This window comes from Pseudomonas sp. AKS31, from assembly GCF_023634765.1.
Classification (GTDB): Bacteria; Pseudomonadota; Gammaproteobacteria; order Pseudomonadales; family Pseudomonadaceae; genus Aquipseudomonas.
Genome location: NZ_JAMLFX010000003.1, coordinates 631,747 through 650,434 on the forward strand (window position 1 = coordinate 631,747; position 18,688 = coordinate 650,434).

Annotated in this window: 15 protein-coding genes; 5 read left to right on the forward strand and 10 right to left on the reverse strand. The window is 59.3% G+C overall.

All coding sequences use genetic code 11. The features are described 5' to 3' along the window. Positions 1-42 precede the first annotated feature (42 nt). A complete protein-coding gene (locus M9827_RS13915; protein ID WP_095121447.1) occupies positions 43-405 on the reverse strand; it encodes a DUF6124 family protein in 363 nt (120 codons plus the stop codon). 532 nt (positions 406-937) lie between these two features. Here M9827_RS13915 and M9827_RS13920 point away from each other — a divergent pair. Then, a complete protein-coding gene (locus tag M9827_RS13920; RefSeq protein ID WP_250605854.1) occupies positions 938-1,201 on the forward strand; it encodes a hypothetical protein in 264 nt (87 codons plus the stop codon). A gap of 171 nt (positions 1,202-1,372) precedes the next feature. Here the strand turns inward: M9827_RS13920 and M9827_RS13925 are convergent, their stop codons facing one another. After that, entirely contained in the window at positions 1,373-2,041 is a 669-nt protein-coding gene (locus M9827_RS13925) for a polysaccharide lyase family 7 protein (RefSeq protein WP_137217412.1), read from the reverse strand. 319 nt (positions 2,042-2,360) lie between these two features. Here M9827_RS13925 and M9827_RS13930 point away from each other — a divergent pair, with 319 nt between their 5' ends. The 3 genes from M9827_RS13930 to M9827_RS13940 are packed head-to-tail and all read left to right on the forward strand — an operon-like array spanning position 2,361 to position 5,344. Beyond that, complete coding sequence (locus M9827_RS13930; protein WP_108225106.1) at positions 2,361-4,484, forward strand: putative bifunctional diguanylate cyclase/phosphodiesterase; 2,124 nt, start codon at positions 2,361-2,363, stop codon at positions 4,482-4,484. Positions 4,485-4,528: 44 nt separating this feature from the next. Next, a complete protein-coding gene (locus M9827_RS13935; RefSeq protein ID WP_034153713.1) occupies positions 4,529-5,023 on the forward strand; it encodes a M48 metallopeptidase family protein in 495 nt (164 codons plus the stop codon). A gap of 24 nt (positions 5,024-5,047) precedes the next feature. Further along, positions 5,048-5,344 carry a winged helix-turn-helix domain-containing protein gene (locus tag M9827_RS13940; RefSeq protein ID WP_007913779.1) on the forward strand — a complete coding sequence of 99 codons (297 nt, stop codon included), beginning with the start codon at positions 5,048-5,050 and terminating at the stop codon, positions 5,342-5,344. A 183-nt stretch (positions 5,345-5,527) separates the two neighbouring features. Here the strand turns inward: M9827_RS13940 and M9827_RS13945 are convergent, their stop codons facing one another. Next, the gene (locus tag M9827_RS13945; protein WP_250605855.1) at positions 5,528-5,980 is read right to left on the reverse strand and encodes a GNAT family N-acetyltransferase; all 453 of its coding nucleotides are present in this window, start codon (positions 5,978-5,980) and stop codon (positions 5,528-5,530) included. Positions 5,981-6,234: 254 nt separating this feature from the next. On the opposite strand from M9827_RS13945, the gene M9827_RS13950 reads away from it, so the two are divergent. Then, complete coding sequence (locus M9827_RS13950; RefSeq protein ID WP_250605856.1) at positions 6,235-6,972, forward strand: substrate-binding periplasmic protein; 738 nt, start codon at positions 6,235-6,237, stop codon at positions 6,970-6,972. Between the two features lie 148 nt (positions 6,973-7,120). Here M9827_RS13950 and yccS read toward each other — a convergent pair whose 3' ends face one another. From yccS to betA, 7 genes are all read right to left on the reverse strand, one after another. Then, positions 7,121-9,304 (reverse strand): YccS family putative transporter, encoded by a 2,184-nt coding sequence (yccS, locus tag M9827_RS13955; RefSeq protein WP_250605857.1) that lies wholly within the window; start codon positions 9,302-9,304, stop codon positions 7,121-7,123. Positions 9,305-9,558: 254 nt separating this feature from the next. After that, positions 9,559-10,737, reverse strand: a complete 1,179-nt coding sequence (locus tag M9827_RS13960; RefSeq protein WP_250605858.1) for a BaiN/RdsA family NAD(P)/FAD-dependent oxidoreductase — start codon at positions 10,735-10,737, stop codon at positions 9,559-9,561. A 137-nt stretch (positions 10,738-10,874) separates the two neighbouring features. Beyond that, positions 10,875-12,212, reverse strand: a complete 1,338-nt coding sequence (gene dbpA, locus M9827_RS13965) for an ATP-dependent RNA helicase DbpA (RefSeq protein ID WP_230669476.1) — start codon at positions 12,210-12,212, stop codon at positions 10,875-10,877. Between the two features lie 128 nt (positions 12,213-12,340). Then, complete coding sequence (gene mdtD, locus M9827_RS13970) at positions 12,341-13,768, reverse strand: multidrug transporter subunit MdtD (protein ID WP_250605859.1); 1,428 nt, start codon at positions 13,766-13,768, stop codon at positions 12,341-12,343. 141 nt (positions 13,769-13,909) lie between these two features. Beyond that, on the reverse strand, positions 13,910-15,247 hold the full coding sequence (locus M9827_RS13975; protein ID WP_250605860.1) for a TldD/PmbA family protein: 1,338 nt from the start codon (positions 15,245-15,247) through the stop codon (positions 13,910-13,912). After that, on the reverse strand, positions 15,247-16,689 hold the full coding sequence (locus M9827_RS13980) for a TldD/PmbA family protein (protein ID WP_250605861.1): 1,443 nt from the start codon (positions 16,687-16,689) through the stop codon (positions 15,247-15,249). Before M9827_RS13980 ends, M9827_RS13975 begins: the two co-directional genes overlap by 1 nt. 280 nt (positions 16,690-16,969) lie before the next feature. Continuing rightward, complete coding sequence (gene betA / locus M9827_RS13985) at positions 16,970-18,673, reverse strand: choline dehydrogenase (RefSeq protein ID WP_250605862.1); 1,704 nt, start codon at positions 18,671-18,673, stop codon at positions 16,970-16,972. Positions 18,674-18,688 lie beyond the last annotated feature (15 nt).

The following is an 18,688-nucleotide window of genomic DNA, read 5'->3' on the forward strand; positions in this document are numbered from 1 at the left end:
TGGCTCAAGAAGCCCGCGGTGAGGCGGGCCGTTTGTGGACGACTATTCCTTCAGTTCAACGTGATCCAGCGCCTGATTCACCGCCAGTTCACCGAGCATGACCACTTGCGCGATGCCTAGCGCGGTCTTGCGGTGTGAGGTGTCGAGCATGGCGGCGAAGTTGTTGAGCATTTCGCTGGCAGAACCCAGGGTTTCGCTGGCGTTGGCCAGCAGGGATTCGGTGTTGTACTTCGGGTTGGCGAGGTACATGGGCTCGGGTTTATGCGTGCTGGCCATGATGAAGGCGGACGGTTTGAGGTAATGGTCGAGGGCGCGCTCTGCGGCGTCGTTGAGTTTTTTGGAATTGAGGGATTCGTACGGGGAGGCCGGGTCAGTGACCGGCGGGTGTGGCGTTGATTTGATCATTAGCTGAAAACTCCTGATGGAGCCGCTTCGTCTTCTCTACTAAAAGAAGGGTGGCAGCTGTGCGCAGGTTAGTAGACCGGGGAGTATTCAGCATTAACCGGCGCGCCGAAGCGCCCTGCACACAGCCACCATCAAGTCGGACAGCAATCACCGACGGATGCGCTTTGCACAAAACTGAAAAACACCACGGGCTACTAAACCCGATCACTGGAAATCAGTGACGCGAATCAAGTTACCGATGGCCCGCCAGGCGCACAAGCCGGCGGATTCTGGCGTACCCGTAGGCAACGACGCAAGCTGTTGTAGGCATCCGGAAGTAACTGCTGGGTGGCTTAAACAACGTTGTTGAATACAGTCCGTCAGGTCCATAGTGCGCTTGGCCTCTTTTGTGTACAGGGTTTTGCTATCCACCGGCCAATTTAGAAGTGTGGTAATTCCAAAATCGTATAAAAACCTGTCAGAAATTACAGGTGTCTTGGGATTCTTTATAGTTGAAGATAGAGTTTCTTCAATATCGTAAGGGAGTACGGCTATGAGTATCAGCGCAGCAAGCTTTACATTTGGTGCACGTTATAAAGTCATTAATAATGCTGGCGTAGAGATAGAAGGGATAGTGGAAAAGAAAGATGCAACCTCTCTGTTGATTGGGCTAGGGGCGGATCCAAAACAAACAGTCCCTTATCAAAATATTGCTAGCTTTGAGAAGGTTGAAATTTCAATTCAACAAAGAGGCGGAGCAGCGACTGCCAATGCGATTAAGGCAGCTGTTGCAGATGGGAGGGGCAAGTATAAGTGAACACCGACGCAATCTTGATCTCAATCGTGATAAAAGTCCTTTGCTTGACTCGCAATATATTGGTCGGCGAGTGAGTTAAGTAACGTTGTTTTCGCGTTGAGTCATATCGTTTCACTTAGATAATTAACCCGCCGAACGGCGGGTTTTTTTGTGTTTGATTGGCTGGTATCACTATTTATCGTGATCGATATCGAGTTTGCTGAACGTCACTTGGCCACCTTCGCTGGTGTACCCCGTGTTGTCCTGCACATAAACCCCAGCCTTGAAGTACAACGGCTTGTTGCGCCATGTCGCGCTGATCTGTGAGTCCCACTGATAACCCGCCGCACTGATGCCCAATGCGCCGCCGGGGCTTAAGTGGATGAGGTAGTTGAATTCGCGATCCAGTTTGATCCCGGTAGCCAGGGTGATGACGCGGCTTTCGTCATCATCCGGGTGCATGCGTACTTTGATCACCAGGTTGCCGGTTTCGGTTTTGGTCTTGTACTGGTACTCGAGTTTGACCATCGGCTTCTGGCTTTCATAAGCATGAATCTGGCCGATGACGATCTTGCCGGAGCTCGGTACTTTGTTCACCGTGACGGTCGCGCGCAATGAATTGTCGGCATCCGGGTAATACCAGTTGCGCAGGGTGCCGTTGCTGTAGGTTTCGCGCAGTTCGGTGCGCGGGTAGATGGCGTTTTCGGTTTTTGACCCGGTAACCGGTGACCAGAAGAACAAGGTGCCGGTGTCGGAATGGAAGTACTGATCTTTGAAGCCGTTCACCAGTTTGGAGGTTTCGACGGTGTATGGCGGGCTGCCAACGGGAACGCTGAGGTTCCAGGTTGCGAGATCGATCATGTCGGTTCTTCCACTCAAGTTTCACTGCACGTACGTGCCAGAAGCTCTAGCCCGCACGTTTTGGGGCGGCCTTTATAAGCGTAGAGGGATTTTTTGTTAATGCCCGTTTGGCAGATGATTGACGTCAACATCCTGTCGAAATGCCATCTCTGCCGGTTTCCGGGGGCTTCAGCGGTGACCGTTAGTCGGCAAACTCACGCTTTGGTTAAATGATGGCCTGATGACAGCTTCTGCTTTTTCGGATCCACGACTAGAGTGAAGGCTCGATGTGTGTACGGTTTTACCGGAATCGCCCTGAAGTCCCGACAAGAGAAGCAGCATGGAATGCGCGCAACCCCCGCCAGGTGAAGGCAGCTCTGTCCTTTTGATCGTTGATGATTACCCTGAAAATCTGATCAGCATGCGCGCGTTGCTGCAGCGTCAGGATTGGCACGTCCTCACCGCAGCTTCCGGTTTCGAAGCGCTGAATATTCTGCTCTCTCACGACGTCGATCTGGTGCTGCTGGATGTGCAGATGCCGGGCATGGACGGCTTTGAAGTGGCGCGGTTGATGCGCGGCAGCCAACGCACGCGCCTGACGCCGATTATCTTTCTGACCGCCAACGAGCAATCCCAGGACGCCGTGATCAAGGGCTATGCCAGTGGCGCGGTGGATTACCTGTTCAAGCCGTTCGATCCGCAGATCCTCAAGCCCAAAGTGCAAGCGTTGCTGGAACATCAGCGCAATCGCCGCGCGTTGCAGCGCCTGAGTCATGACCTGGAAGTAGCGCGCGCCTTCAATGCTTCGGTGCTGGATAACGCTGCCGAAGGGATATTGGTGGTGGGCGAGGACGGTTTGATCCGCTTCGCCAACCCGGCGATTTCACGCTTGCTGAATGCGCCGGTGAAGGAACTGGAAGGTAAGGAATTTCTCGATTTTCTACAGAAACCGCACATCCCGCTGTGGGCCGATTCCGAGTTTTATGCCAGCTACAAGCGTGGCGAGACGTTGAGGCTGCACGACGCTTTGCTGCGCACCGCGCCCGGCCAGCAAGTGCCGGTTGCGCTGTCCTGCGCCGCGCTGCCCTCCGAGCAACACGCGATGGTGGTGACCGTACTGGACATGTCGGTAGTGCGGCACTTGCACCAGCAACTGGAATTTCAAGCGGTGACCGATCCGCTGACCGGTTTGCTGAACCGTCGCGGCTTTTACCAGACTGTTGAAAATCTGCTGCTACGCGGCGAGCGCAGCGACAGCAGTTGGGTGTTGCTGTATCTGGACCTCGACGGCTTCAAACGGGTCAACGATTCCCTCGGTCACGACGCTGGCGATCGGGTGTTGCGCTGGGTCTCCGAGCAGTTGAAAGCCTGCCTGCGGCCGTTCGACATTCTTGCGCGCATGGGTGGCGATGAGTTCACCGCGCTGCTGGACCTGGAGTTCCCCGAACAAGCGGCGAAGATTGCCGAGAAACTCATCGAACGGGTGTCTATCTGTCAGCAGATCGAAGGCTTGGACATCGCCCTCGGTGCCAGTATCGGCATCGCCACTTATCCGGATTGCGGCTCGAACCTCGACGGATTGCTGCGTGCCTCCGACATCGCCATGTACGAGGCCAAGCGCGCCGGGCGCCAGCAATATCGTTTCTACGATCATGAAATGAACGGCCGGGCACGTTCGCGACTGATGCTCGAAGAGAGCGTGCGTGCGGCCATCGAGAATCGCGATTTCAATCTGGTCTATCAGCCGCAAGTGGCCATCGACACGGGCCAGATTCGTGGCTTCGAGGCGTTGTTGCGCTGGCAGCACCCGAGTGTCGGCGATGTGCCGCCGGGATTGTTTTTGCCGCTGCTGGAAGAGGCGCGGCTGATCAGTCGCCTCGGCAGTTGGATTTATCATCGCGGCGCCGGCCAGCGTAAAGCCTGGGAAACCCTCTTCGCCGAAGATCTGGTGCTCGGCGTGAGTTTGAGCAATACCCAGTTCAGCCTGCCGAATCTGGTCACCGAACTGCGCCAGGTCATGGAGCGACATGCCTTGCAGCCACGGCAACTGGAGGTCGAGGTCACCGAAGAAGCGCTGATGCAAAATCCCGACGAAACCCGCAAACAGCTGCGTTTGCTGCGCAATCTGGGCGTGCGGGTGGCGCTGGATGACTTCGGTTCCGGGCCGTGTTCGCTGGCGCATCTGCGCGATCTGGAGCTCGATACCCTCAAGCTCGATCGCCATCTCATTGCGCGATTGCCGGACTCCAAACGCGACGCTTCACTGGTCAGTACGGTGATCAGTCTGTGCAAGCAATACGGCTTGCTGGTGATTGCCGAAGGGGTGGAAACCATCGAGCAATACCAATGGCTGCAAGCCCACGGCTGCGAATACGTGCAGGGTTTTCTCGTCGCGCGGCCATTGATGGCCGAGGATGCGGTCAGCTTCGCCGAACCGTTTGACTGGAGCGCGCTACCCGGTTGAATTCGCTACACTGGTAGACCTTTTTCGAACCGTGTCGCTCGTCCATGACAGTGTTGAAGTACCTCCAGGCCTATCCCGCGCAATTGCAGGATCAGGTGCGCCAATTGATTGCCGAAGGGCGTCTGGGTGAATACCTGAATCAACGCTATTCAGGGCGACACGACGTGCAGAGCGACAAGGCCTTGTACAGCTACGCGCTGGATCTGAAACAGGAATACCTGCGCAACGCCCCGGCCATCGACAAAGTGCTGTTCGACAACCGTCTTGACCTGACCCATCGCGCCCTTGGTCTGCACACCACGGTTTCACGGGTGCAGGGCGGCAAGCTCAAGGCCAAGAAAGAGATTCGTATCGCCTCGTTGTTCAAGGATGCCGCGCCGGACTTTCTGAAAATGATCGTGGTGCACGAACTGGCGCACTTCAAGGAGTCGGATCACAACAAGGCGTTCTATAAATTATGCGAGCACATGCTGCCGGGGTATCACCAGGTCGAGTTTGATCTGCGCGTGTACCTGACATGGCGCGATATGCAGGCTTAACAGTACGCAACCAGGAAGGTGTGGATGGACGTCAGCAAGACCAAAAGCAGTTTCTACCGCCGCTTGTATGTGGCGTACCTGATCGACAGCGGTCTGGCGCCGAGTGTGCCGACGCTGACCGAAGTGACCGGCATGCCCCGGCGCACGGCGCAGGACACGATTGCCGCGTTGGCGGATCTGGATATCGTCTGTGAATTCGAGCAGGAGGAGGGCGCGCGTAATCACGCCGGGCGCTATCGGATTCGTGAGTGGGGGGCGATTGATCGCGGGTGGATCGAGCGTAATTTGCGGCAGATCAAGGCTGTGCTTGAGTATCCCTAAATGCCCTCACCCCAGCCCTCTCCCGGAGGGAGAGGGGGCCGATTGGGGGATATTGGAGAGGTACGCCGACCTGAAAGTGTTGCTGTGAATCCATAATCGACTCGGTTTTGCAGGTCGATGTCTGACGCACGACAACTCGGTCAGTCCCCTCTCCCTCTGGGAGAGGGCTAGGGTGAGGGTTGTTCAGGAGCGACGCATGCCAATGTGTGGAATGTCATCCTCCAGATACTCTTCACCCGCCACAACAAACCCGTACTTGCCGTAATACCCCTGCAAATGCGCCTGCGCTGACAGATAGATCGGCACTTGCGGCCAATGCTTCTCGGCCTGTTTCAGTGCTTGCTCCATCATTTCGTGCCCCAGCCCTTTGCCGCGCCCTTGCGGTGCGGTAACCACCCGGCCAATCACCACGTCGCCACCCTGGGATTCCGGATCCAGCAGGCGCAGGTACGCCATCAACTGGTCATCTTCCCAACCCATCAGGTGATAGGTATCGCCTTCCAGATCCTGGCCATCGAGGTCCGGATAGGCGCATTTCTGCTCGACGACGAACACGTCCGAGCGCAGCTTCAACAGCGCGTACAGCTGTTCCTTGCCCAGATCACTGTGATGTTTGCAGACCCATTCGATTGTCATTTGCCGATTCCTTGAACGTGTCGCCCGATACTAAGCGCCCACGGCAAAGATGTCTGTATGGCGTAAGAGTCTGTGACAAAGGTCAAAATGCCATCATTCCTTTCTCGCAGCCTCGGTGACTTTGTGTAATCTGCTGGAGAGCCCTGTGCACTGGCTGCAATGAGCTAATGTTAGGGCCTGGGTTTTGCCGGTAAGGGGCCTTGGGGTTTTGGCTGAAAACATGCTGGGCAATGTGCCCGCTAAGGATTTCAAGCATGCCGCGTTTGCATCGAGCCTTTGCTTTGATCGGATTGCTCTTGCTGGCTCAGACCGCTGCAGCGGAGAAGCTGCGACTGGTGTTTGATATCTGGCCACCCTTTACCGACGAGACGCTAGTCAACGGCGGTCTGGCTACCGACATTGTCACCACCGCACTCGCCCGGGCCGGCTATGCCAGCGGTTATGAGCAGGTGCCGTGGGCGCGGGCGCTGCTTGGCGTCGGTGAGGGTCGCTACGATGTGCTGGTCAACGCTTGGTACAACGACGAACGAACCAGGCTTGGCCAGTTTTCCGGGGAATACCTGCTCAACCGCATCCGCTTTCTCAAGCGCAAAGACACACCACTCGATTACAGCAATCTGCAGCAATTGCACACCTATCCGATTGCGGTGGTGCGTGGCTACGCCTATTCGGCGCCGTTCGATGCCGACACGGCGTTGCAGAAAGTCCCTGTGCATAACTTCGCCATGGCCGTGCGCATGCTCGCGGCGGATCGGGTCAAGTTGACGCTGGAGGATGAATATGTGGCGAAGTATTACCTGGCGCGGGAATCCGCCAAGGTGCGCAATTCGGTGGAGTTTCTACCCAAGCCGTTGAGTGAGAACAGCCTGCACATTCTGGTAAGCCTGAAGAATCCGCAGCATGAGCAGATTGTCGCGGGGTTTGATAAAGCCATAGCGGAGATGAAAGCGGATGGGAGTTATGAAAAGTTGCTTCGCCAGCATGGGATGTGAGTTTCTGGTCCCGGAGTTGTGTTGTTGCTGAGGGTCTCATCGCTGGCAAGCCAGCTCCCACAGGGTTCTTTGGTGATGCACAATTTTGTGAATCAACCCTACCCACTGTGGGAGCTGGCTTGCCAGCGATGGGGCCAGTCCGGCCACCTCAAACTTCAGCGGTGTCCTTGATCAAATGCGCCGCCAATGTACGCAACGGCCCCAACTGCCGACAGATCAACGCCAGTTGCGTCTGCACCAGCCGCTGCCCTTCATCAATCTCATCAGGCATCTGCTCCAGCTCATTGGCCAGCGCTTCTTCCTCATCACTCTGAATCGCCACCGGCTGCTTGTTCGCCAGCCCTTGGGCGATTTCATCAATACTTGTCGCCAGTTTCACCCCGGCGCCATCAATCAGATGCTCGCGCACATCCGCCGGCAACTGCGTCTCGCGATGCGCGCCCAGCCCTGACAGATAACTCAACAACGTGTGCGACAACACCAGAAAGCGGAATCCAACATCCGCTTCCTTACGGAAATGCCCCGGCTCCATGAGCATGTTGGCCAGCGTTGTCGACAGCGCGGCGTCGGCGTTGTGCGCGTTGCGGCGGGCCAGCCGATAGGCGAGGTCATCACTCTTGCCGGCGGCGTATTGCTGCATGATCTGGCGCAGGTAGATGCTGTTGCAGGTCAGAGTGTTGGCCAGCACTTTGTTCAGGCGTCGGCCCTGCCAGTCCGGCAGGAACAGGAACACCGTCAGGCCGGCAATCAGGCTGCCGAGCAAAGTATCGAACAGCCGTGGCAGGAACAGCCCGTAACCGTCACCGACCTGGTTGAAGCAGAACAGCACCATGATGGTGATCGCCGCTGTCGCCAGGGTGTAGCGGGTGGTGCGGTTGGTAAAGAACACCACGCCGGCGGCAATGGCGAAGCACGATTGCACCAGCGGGCTCGGGAACAGATCGAACAACGCCCACGCCACTGTCAGGCCGATGGCGGTGCCAAGGATCCGCTGACCGAGTTTGCGCCGCGTCGCGCCATAGTTTGGCTGGCAGACGAACAGGGTGGTGAGGATGATCCAGTAACCCTGCGAAGGGTGAATCAAATGCACCATGCCGTAACCGATACTCAGCGCCAAGGGCAGGCGCAGGGCGTGGCGGAACAGCAAAGACGTTGGCGTCAGCTGCGTGCGCAGGCGAATCCAGACGTCCTTGAGGTTGCGCGGCGAGCGGTCGAGCAAGCTGCTGTCGGTCGCGTCGGCCAAGGCATCGGGATTACTCGCGTCGCTGAGCAAACGGTCGAGGGTGCCGAGGTTGGCGGCCAGTGCACGCAGCGAACGCAGCAACCCGCGCCAAGCCGGGTTGCTCTGGATGCGCAAGTGTTCGAGCGAAGCGTCGAGGTCGCTCAGGGCTTCGGCGAAACTGGCGTCGTAAATGAACGGCTGGCGCATCTGAATCGATTCGGCCAGTGCGCGGCAGGCTTTGCCTTGCTGGCGCAACAGGCGCTGGCAGCGAAACAGCACGTCACTGTGAAAAAACGCATCAGCGAGGGCGTTGTACGGATAGTGCGAAGAGCTGGCGCGTTCGTGGATGTCCTGAGCGAGGAAATACAGCTTCAAGTAGCGACTGACCTTCGAACCGGGGCGGCCGTTGCCGACGCGGTGCAGGATGATTTCCTTGGCACTGTTCAGCGCCGCCACCACGCGGCCGTTTTGTTTGGCCAGTTCCAGACGCCGGGCCTCGACGTCCATCTGCCGGATCGGCTCGAACAGCGACGATTTCAGCTTCAGGTAAAAACCCAGTTCGCGGAACAGCCGCGCCAGACTCTGCTGCACCGGCTGGTTGGAAAACATTGCCTGCCACAACACCGAGAGCAAGCCGTACCAAGCGGCGCCGGCCACTAGCAGCATCGGTTCGTGCCAGAAGTCGGTGACCGCGCCACCGCGCTGATCAACGCCGATCATCGTGTATACGGACAGAATCAACGTCGCCGAAGCAATCGCCCCATAACGCTCGCCGAGCGCCCCGAGCATGGTCAGACCGAAACTGGCCAGCGCCAGGGCAATGGCAAATATGATGGGGTAGGGGAAGAGCAATTCCACCGACAGCGCGGCGATGCTGAAACACACCAGCGTCACGGCGAGGGCGTTGAGGCGGCCCTGCCAACTGTCGTCGGTCTCGGCCAGGGCGCTGGCGATAATCCCCAGGAACAACGGGATCAGCAGGCCCATTTCATCCTGATACCAACACAGCGCCATGCTGCCGGTCAGGGCGATGAATACCCGCACGCTGTAGCTGAATTTATCCAGCGCCCACAGGCGCCGCAAAGACTGACGAAACGAGGTCGAGGACATGAAGTGCGAAGGCCTTCCGAGGCGATGCCGCTAAATTGAGCCAGTAATGACGCCGACGCAATGGCGCCGATCACATCTGACAGCAAAAAGTGTTCCTTTGAGATCTTGTGTAGAACTAAATCTTGAATTGGGCACGGAACCCTGTGGGAGCTGGCTTGCCAGCGATGGCTGCATGACAGTCAACAATGATGTTGGATCTGCCTGCCTCATCGCTGGCAAGCCAGCTCCCACAGGTTTTTGTATTTAGCTTTGAATTAAGCGTACTGCGCGGCGGCGTAGCCCGAGGCCCAGGCCCACTGGAAGTTGAAGCCGCCCAGATGACCGGTGACGTCGAGCACTTCGCCAATGAAGTACAGGCCCGGGCTTTTCAGCGATTCCATGGTCTTGGACGACACTTCGCGGGTATCAACGCCACCGAGTGTAACCTCAGCGGTGCGATAGCCTTCCGTGCCGGCCGGCACGACTTTCCAGCTGCCCAGCTTCTCGGCGATTTCCGCCAGTTCCGCGTGGGTGTACTGCTTCATCGGCTTGGACACGAACCAGTTGTCTGCCAGTAGGTTGGCCATTTTCTTGGTGAAGATTTCACCCAGCAGGGTTTTCAGCTCACTGTTCGGGCGGTCGGCGACTTGCTGCTGCAACCAGCTCGCCGCGTCGTGATCCGGCAGCAGGTTGATCTCTACCGTATCGCCAGATTCCCAGAACGAGGAAATCTGCAGAATCGCCGGGCCGCTGAGACCACGGTGAGTGAACAGGATGTTCTCGCGAAAGCTCTGGTCATTGCAGCTGACCAGACAATCCACCGACGTTCCGGACAACTCGGTGCAGAGTTCCTTGAGCTGATCGGTGATGGTGAACGGCACCAGCCCGGCGCGGGTTGGCAGCAGTTCATGGCCGAACTGTTTGGCCACCTGGTAACCGAAACCGGTGGCGCCCAGCGTCGGGATCGACAGCCCGCCGGTGGCGATCACCAGCGACTGGCACTGAATCTGGCCGAGGGTGGTGTCGAGCAAGTAACCGCTTTCGACCTTCTCGATGGTCTGGATCGAGGTGTCCAGATGCAGCTCCACACCGACCTGATCGCACTCGGTCAGGAGCATTTCGAGGATGTCGCTGGATTTGTTATCGCAGAACAACTGGCCGAGTTTTTTCTCGTGATACGGCACGGCGTGTTTGCCGACCATGCCGATGAAGTCCCACTGGGTGTAGCGCGCCAGCGCGGATTTGCAGAAGTGTGGGTTCTGCGAGAGAAAATTGCTCGGTTCTGTGTACATGTTGGTGAAGTTGCAGCGGCCACCGCCCGACATCAGGATTTTCTTGCCGGCCTTGTTCGCGTGGTCGAGCAGCAACACCTGACGCCCGCGCCCGGCGGCGGTCAGTGCACACATCAACCCAGCGGCGCCAGCGCCAATGATCACGACTTCGGTAGAGCGCAAAACGGTGTCCTCTGAAATATCACCACAAAACGAACTGTAGGAGCTGCCGCAGGCTGCGATCTTTTGATCTTGCTCTTAAAAAACAAAGTCAAAAGATCGCAGCCTGCGGCAGCTCCTACAGGGGAGTTACGTTGTTCTTACAGGATGCGTACGCGCAGCGAGCGGCCCTTGATCTTGCCGTCGTTCAAACGCTGCAAGGCCTGCATGGCCACGGTGCGGTCAACGGCTACATAAGCCTGGAAGTCGAAAATCGCGATCTTGCCAACCTGCGCACCCGGAATGCCGGCATCGCCAGTCAATGCACCCAGAATGTCGCCCGGACGCACTTTATCTTTGCGGCCAGCACCGATGCACAACGTGGTCATCGGCGGTTGCAGCGGTGCGAGGCCCTGGGACTTGAGGTTATCGACCTGATCCCAGTTCAACGGCGATTTCTGCAGTTGTTCGATGGCTTGCGCGCGGTGCGCTTCGCCCGGTGCAACCAGACTGATTGCGATACCTTTTTCGCCGGCGCGACCGGTACGGCCAACGCGGTGAATGTGGATTTCCGAATCGCGCGCCAGTTCGACGTTGATCACCATGTCCAGCGCATCGATGTCCAGACCTCGGGCGGCGACGTCGGTGGCGACCAGTACCGAAGTACTGCGGTTGGCGAACATCGCCAGTACCTGATCGCGGTCACGCTGTTCCAGATCGCCGTGTAGGCCGACGGCGGAAATGCCTTTGGCGGTCAGGTGATCAACGGTTTCCTGCACTTGCTGCTTGGTGAAGCAGAACGCCACGCAAGACGCCGGACGGAAATGGTGCAGGACTTTGGTCACTGCGCTCATGCGGTCTTCCGGGGAAATTTCGTAGAAGCGCTGTTCGATCTGCGTGTCGTCGTGGAACGCTTCGGCCTTGACCGTTTGCGGATCACGCATGAATTTCGAGGCCAGTTGCTTGATGCCCACCGGGTAAGTCGCGGAGAACAGCAGGGTCTGACGACGCTCTGGAGTCTTGACGATGATGTCTTCGATGGCGTCGTAGAAACCCATGTCGAGCATGCGATCGGCTTCGTCGAGGATCAGCGTGTTCAGGCCATCGAGCACCAGCGAACCTTTGCGCAGGTGCTGCTGAATTCGGCCCGGGGTGCCAACGATGATGTGCGCGCCGTGTTCCAGCGAAGCGATCTGCGGGCCGAACGACACGCCGCCGCACAGGGTCAGGACCTTGATGTTGTCTTCGGCGCGGGCCAGACGACGGATTTCCTTGGCGACCTGGTCGGCCAGTTCGCGCGTCGGGCAAATCACCAGTGCCTGGCAACCGAAGTAGCGCGGGTTGATCGGGTTGAGCAGGCCAATGCCGAACGCGGCGGTCTTGCCGCTGCCGGTCTTGGCCTGGGCGATCAGGTCCATCCCCTTGAGGATCACCGGCAAGCTCTGCGCCTGGATCGGCGTCATCTGGGCATAACCGAGGGATTCGAGGTTAGCCAGCATGGCGGCGGACAGCGGCAGAGTATTAAAAGCGGTGGCGATGGTGGTCACGGGACTGGCCTGCAAAACAAAATGTCGCGCAGTGTAGCAGCCCCGTGCCACTTTCTTCGAAAGTTCTGGACGAACAGTGGTTAATGTTCGATGTGTTCTTCCGGGCGTTTGGCCCGCCGGCCGTCTTCTTTCGACAGTTGCGAGAAGATTGTCGCGGCGAGCATCGCCATGATCCCGACGGTGACGAAGGTCAGCTGGAACGCGCCGAGCACGGTTTCCACGCCATCGTTGCCGATCTCTGCCGTAAAGCCACCGAGCAATGCACCGGCGCACGCCACACCCAGACTCAACGACAACTGCGCCACCACCGACAGCAAGCTGTTGCCGCTGCTGGCGCTGGCGTCGTCGAGGTCGATCAGCGTGACGGTGTTCATCGCGGTGAATTGCAGCGAGTTGATCGCGCCGAGAATCGCCAGCAGGCACAGCAGCAGCCAGTACGGCGTTTGCTCGCTGACCAGACCCATGCTCGCCAGCATGATCCCCAGGGCCAGGGTGTTGCCGGTAAGGACGAGGCGATAGCCGAAGCGTTCGATCAGCGGCCGCGCCATCCACTTGGCAAACATCGCCGCCGCTGCCAGCGGCAGCATGCTCATCCCCGCTTGCGACGGCGAATAGCCCAGCGCCACTTGCAGCAACAACGGCACCAGAAACGGCAAGGCGCCGCTGCCCAGTCGGGCAAAGAGATTGCCGAGAATGCCGACGGCAAATGTGCGGGTCTTGAACAGCGACGGGGCGAACAGCGGGTTTTCGATGTGCCCGGCGCGCAACCAGTACGCGGCCAGACAGGCCATGCCGCCGAACAGCAGCAACATCACCCGCAGGTGCGGCAAGTGCAGTTCGCCAAGGCCTTCCATGGCGATGGTGATCAGGATCATCGCCGCGCCAAACAGCAGGAAACCCAGACTATCGAAACGCGTGCGTTCGGTGCCGCGCAGGTCGGGAATGAACTTCCACACCGCGTAGCAGCCGATCAAGCCGACCGGCAGGTTGATCAGGAAGATCCAGTGCCACGTCAGGTATTCGACCATCCAGCCGCCCATGGTCGGGCCGATCAGCGGGCCGAGCAGGCCGGGGATGGTGATGAAACCCATGATCCGCACCAGTTCGGATCGCGGATAGGCGCGTAGTACGACGAGTCGCCCGACCGGCAGCATCAGCGCACCGCCGAGTCCCTGAATCACCCGGGCGCCGATCAGCATGCTCAGGCTGCTCGACAACGCGCAGAGCAGCGAGCCGAAGCTGAACAACAGGATCGCGCCGAAGAAGATTTTCTTGGTGCCGAAACGGTCGGCGATCCAGCCCGAGGCCGGTATCAGCAAGGCCACGGTGAGCATGTAGGCGATGATCACGCCTTGCATGCGCAACGGATCTTCGGCCAGATCGCGGGCCATGGCGGGCAGGGCGGTGTTGAGGATGGTCCCGTCGAGGGACTGCATGAAGAACGCAATGGCGACGACCCACGGCAACCAGCGTGCGGTGATGGCGTCGAGAGGCGGGCGGTTGGGCATGGAACCTCTGAAAATGTGTGGCAGACGGAACACAATCCTGTGGGAGCTGGCTTGCCAGCGATGAGGACGGCAGATTCAACATCGTTTTCGTCTGAAAGTCCGCCATCGCTGGCAAGCCAGCTCCCACAGGTTTTTGCGGTGTTACAGGGTAAGGGTCAGGCGGCTAACTAACGCCCCCGGCAGCAACGCTGACGAGGTATTGCGCTGGCTGTACGTACTCGCCGACAGCAACAACTCACGCTCGGCGGTCAACGCTTCCAGCTGCGAACCGAGCAGGCTGTAGGCGCTGTCGTCGAAACGCATGGTGCTGACCGGCGCCTGGATCTCGCCGTTCTCGACCCAGAAGGTCGCGAACCGGGTCATTCCGGTCATGCGCGCGGCCGGTTGATCCGAGTAGTTCAGGTACCACAGGTTGCTGATGTACAGCCCGGTGCCTAATTGCTTGAGGATCTCTGCTTGCGCCAGATCACCCGCCGCCATGTTCAACGCACTGGGCATTTCACCGCCGCCGGCGCCGTTGGCGGTCAAACCGTATTCAGCAGCACTGCGCGAGCCGACCAGTTGATCACCGGCCTTGCCTTCGACGATCAGGCGCAAATCACTGCGTGGATAACCTTCGCCGGAAAACGCCGGGCTCAGCGATTCGCTGACTTTCTCATCCAGCGACAGCAGCGGACTGAAGGCCTGATCGCCGACATACAGCTTCTGCAGCGGGCTGCTCTTGCTGGCGATCGACTGCGCCGAGAAACCGCCCCAGCTCAACATGCCCATGATTTCTTCCAGCGCCGCCGGTGCCAGGTACGCGCGGTACTGCCCCGGCGCCAAAGTGCGCAGCGGTCGGCCGAGAAACTCCAGTTGCTCGCGGGCCTGGCCGAAGCGCTTTGCGAAGCCCTCACTGCTCCAGTCGTGCCCGGCGTAGCTGGCTTTCACCGCTTCGCCGTTCTCGTGGAACAGGCTGAAATCGAAGTTGAAGCTGTTGGCCTGATGCCAGCCAAACGCGCCCGAAGAACTGGCGAAGCCACGACTGATCGGGCCGGCGGCATAGAAGCCAACCAAGTCCAGACCCTCAGCGGCAGCACAGATTTCATCGACTACCTGTTCAGTGTCCGGCAGCGGATGTTCCTGCACGTTCTGACTCTGCCAGCCGTTGTGATTGAGCAGTAGGTACGGATCCTGAGGCAGCAACGGCAGGGTTTCGCGCAGTTGTTGCAGACCTTCGGCAAGCCGTTGCAGATCGCCTTCCTGATCACCGGACAGGGTGACTTGCAGGTCGGCATGACGACCGTCGTTGATCAGTTTCAGAACGACGTTGGCCTGCTGCACTTGCCCGGCCTGACGCACCTTGGCGTGATTGAATCGCACGAACGCCGAGGATTCGGCGGCAAAGCTGAGGGTGAACTGTTCCGGCTCGCGCACGCTGTCGCGCAGCCACTCGACCATGACCTTGAAGGCGTCGGACTGACTCTTCGAAATGCTCATCAGGCGTCTCCCCCAAATACATCAACGTTGCTGAATACGCAGGCCGGCGAAGCGTGGCCGACGCGGATCACCTGGTTCGGTTCGCCCTTGCCGCAGTTCGGCGTGCCCAGCACCTTAACGGTGTTGGCGTCGCCGACAGCGCGCAGGCTTTTCCAGAAGTGCGCGGAAATCGCCCGATAGTTCGGGTTTTTCACCACACTTTTGAGTTCACCGTTTTCGATCAACTGGCCCCATTCGCAGCCGAACTGGAATTTGTTGCGCGCATCGTCGATCGACCATGAGCGGTTGGTGCTCATCAGGATGCCGTGCTCGATGCCTTCGATCAGCTTGTTCAGAGGCTGATCGCCCGGCTCGATATTGAGGTTGGCCATGCGGTCGATCGGCGGGCGATTCCAGCCACAGGCGCGGCTGTTGGCGACGCCATCGAGACCAGCGCGGAACTGCGACAGCGCACCGCCCAGCGGGCGCAACAACAGGCCATCGCGGATCAGGAATTGTTTGCTGGCCTTGCTGCCGTCGTCGTCATGACCGTAGCTGGCGAGTTCTTCGGGAATACCCGGATCGAACGTCACGTTGAGCAGTTTGGAGCCGTATTGCAGGCTGCCGAAGTCGCTGGCTTTGACGAAACTGGTGCCGGCGTAATTGCGTTCGTCGCCGAGGATGCGGTCGAGCTCCAGCGGGTGGCCGATGGATTCGTGGATCTGCAGCATCATCTGATCCGGCATCAACAGCAGGTCGCGCGGGCCTTGCGGAGTGTTCGGCGCGAGCAGCAGTTGCAGCGCCTGATCGGCGACTTGCGGGCCGGCGCCGATCAAACCGCAGCGGCTGATCACGTCAGCGCCGCCCTGCTGGCCGAAGTTCTCGCGGCCGAGGCTGCGGGTCTGGCTGTCGTTGCCGTCGTAAGCGGTGACGTCGAGGCCCGGGTAGACGAAGCGCTGGGCCTGGCGCAATTCAGCCCCGGCGCTGCTCAGGTAAATCTGCTCGACGTGGGTGATGCCGATGCTCACTTGCCAGTTCACCAGGCGCTCATCCTTTGGCACCGAGGCGGATTCCGCGCCGAGCAGCTCGAAGCATTCGCTCAGGGACGGGAAGGCTTGTTCGAGATTGGGCGAAAAGTAATCAGCGCGATCGCTGGACACCGGCTGCTCGCGCAGGTCGAGCAAGGCGTGCGGCTTGAGGCGGCGGGCTTGCTGCTCGGCGCGTTCGAGGGCGGCTTGCAGGCCTTGCTGCGACAGGTCGTTGGTCGCCGCGTAGGCCTCAACGCCGTTGACGCGCACGGTGAGCATCGCGCCTTCGTCGCGGCTCAGGCTCGGCGGCTCGGCGACATTCTTGCGCACCGACAGGTATTGCCCGGATTCGCGTACATACCGCAGGGAAAAGAACTCAGCGCCCGTGCGCAAGGCAGCGAAGCGCTGCTTGAGCTGGGGGTGGAAATCGAACATTCGGGAACCTCCTTGTCAGGGGGAAGCGGTAGAGCAGCGGCGGGGAGGGGGTGAAACGGTTGCGCGAGGTCTAGAGTAGGCCTGCGTGGGGGTAGGATCAAGTGAAGAGGGGGTGTAGGAGGATTTACTGTGCAGCGAGGGAATTTGTGCTGAATCTGAGGGCCCCATCGCTGGCAAGCCAGGCTCCCACAGGTTTTTTGGTGAACACAATATGTGTGAACGACGCAAAACCCTGTGGGAGCTGGCTTGCCAGCGATTAGCCGTGACGCGGTATTACGTCTTACTGGGCCGCCGGGGTGATATCACGCATCGGTTTGCCCTTCACTGGCGCACCGCCAGCGACGTAGTAGGCAGCATTGCTACGCGGCAGCGGCTTGCGGCCACGGATCTTGTCGGCGATTTTCTCGGCGATCATGATCGTCGGCGCGTTGAGGTTGCCGGTGGTGATGATCGGCATGATCGAGGCATCGACCACACGCAGGCTCTGCATGCCGTGCACGCGACCTTCGCCATCCACTACGGCCATTTCGTCGGTGCCCATCTTGCACGAGCAGGACGGGTGGAACGCGGTTTCGGCGTGTTCGCGGATGAACTTGTCCAGTTGCTCATCAGTTTGCACGTCGATGCCCGGGCTGATTTCGCGGCCACGGAACGCGTCGAGGGCCGGCTGCTGCATGATCTCGCGGGTCAGGCGAATACCGTCGCGGAATTCCTGCCAGTCCTGCTCGGTGGCCATGTAGTTGAACAGGATGCTCGGGTGCTGGCGCGGATCTTTCGACTTGGCCTGGATGCGACCGCGGCTCGGCGAACGCATGGAGCCCATGTGCGCCTGGAAACCATGTTCTTTCACACCGTTGCTGCCGTTGTAGTTAATCGCCACCGGCAGGAAGTGGTACTGGATGTTCGGCCATTCGAATTCCGGACGCGAACGGATGAAACCGCCGGCTTCGAACTGGTTGCTGGCGCCGATGCCGGTGCCGTTGAACAGCCACTCGGCACCGATCGCCGGCTGGTTGTACCAGAGCAGCGACGGGTACAGCGAAACCGGTTGGGTGCAGGCGTATTGCAGGTACAGCTCGAGGTGATCCTGCAGGTTTTCACCGACGCCCGGCAGGTCGTGAACGACCGGGATGTCGAGGGATTTCAGCAGTTCGGCAGGACCGACACCGGAACGCTGCAGAATCTGCGGCGAAGCGATGGCGCCGGAGCACAGCAGCACTTCTTTGCGCGCTTTGGCTTCAACACGCTCTTCGGCGTCGCCGATCAGGTAACGCACGCCAACGGCACGCTTGCCTTCGAACAGGATCTTGTCGGTCAGGGCGTGAGTGACGATGGTCAGGGTCGAGCGCTTCTTGGCGACGTCGAGGTAGCCACGGGCGGTGGATGCACGGCGGCCGTTTGGCGTCACGGTGCGGTCCATCGGGCCGAAGCCTTCCTGCTGGTAGCCGTTCAAGTCTTCGGTGCGCGGGTAACCGGCCTGCACGCCAGCTTCAACCATGGCGTGGAACAGCGGGTTGTTGCCCGCCTTTGGCGTGGTCACGCTGACCGGGCCGTCGCCACCGTGGTAGTCGTTCGGGCCGATATCACGGGTTTCCGCTTTGCGGAAGTACGGCAGGCAGTCGAGGTACGACCAGTCTTCCAGGCCTGGCAGTTTTGCCCAGCCGTCGTAGTCCATCGCGTTACCACGGATGTAGCACATGCCGTTGATCAGCGAAGAACCGCCGAGGCCTTTGCCGCGACCGCATTCCATCCGGCGACCGTCCATGTGTGGCTCTGGATCGGTTTCGTACGCCCAGTTGTAACGACGACCCTGCAGCGGGAACGCCAGCGCGGCCGGCATTTGCGTGCGGAAGTCGAGACGGTAATCCGGGCCGCCGGCTTCGAGCAGCAGAACGGTGACGCCTTCGTCTTCAGTCAGACGGGTCGCAAGTGTGTTACCGGCCGAGCCGGCACCGATGATGATGTAATCGAATTCTTGGGACATTGAATGCACCCTCTT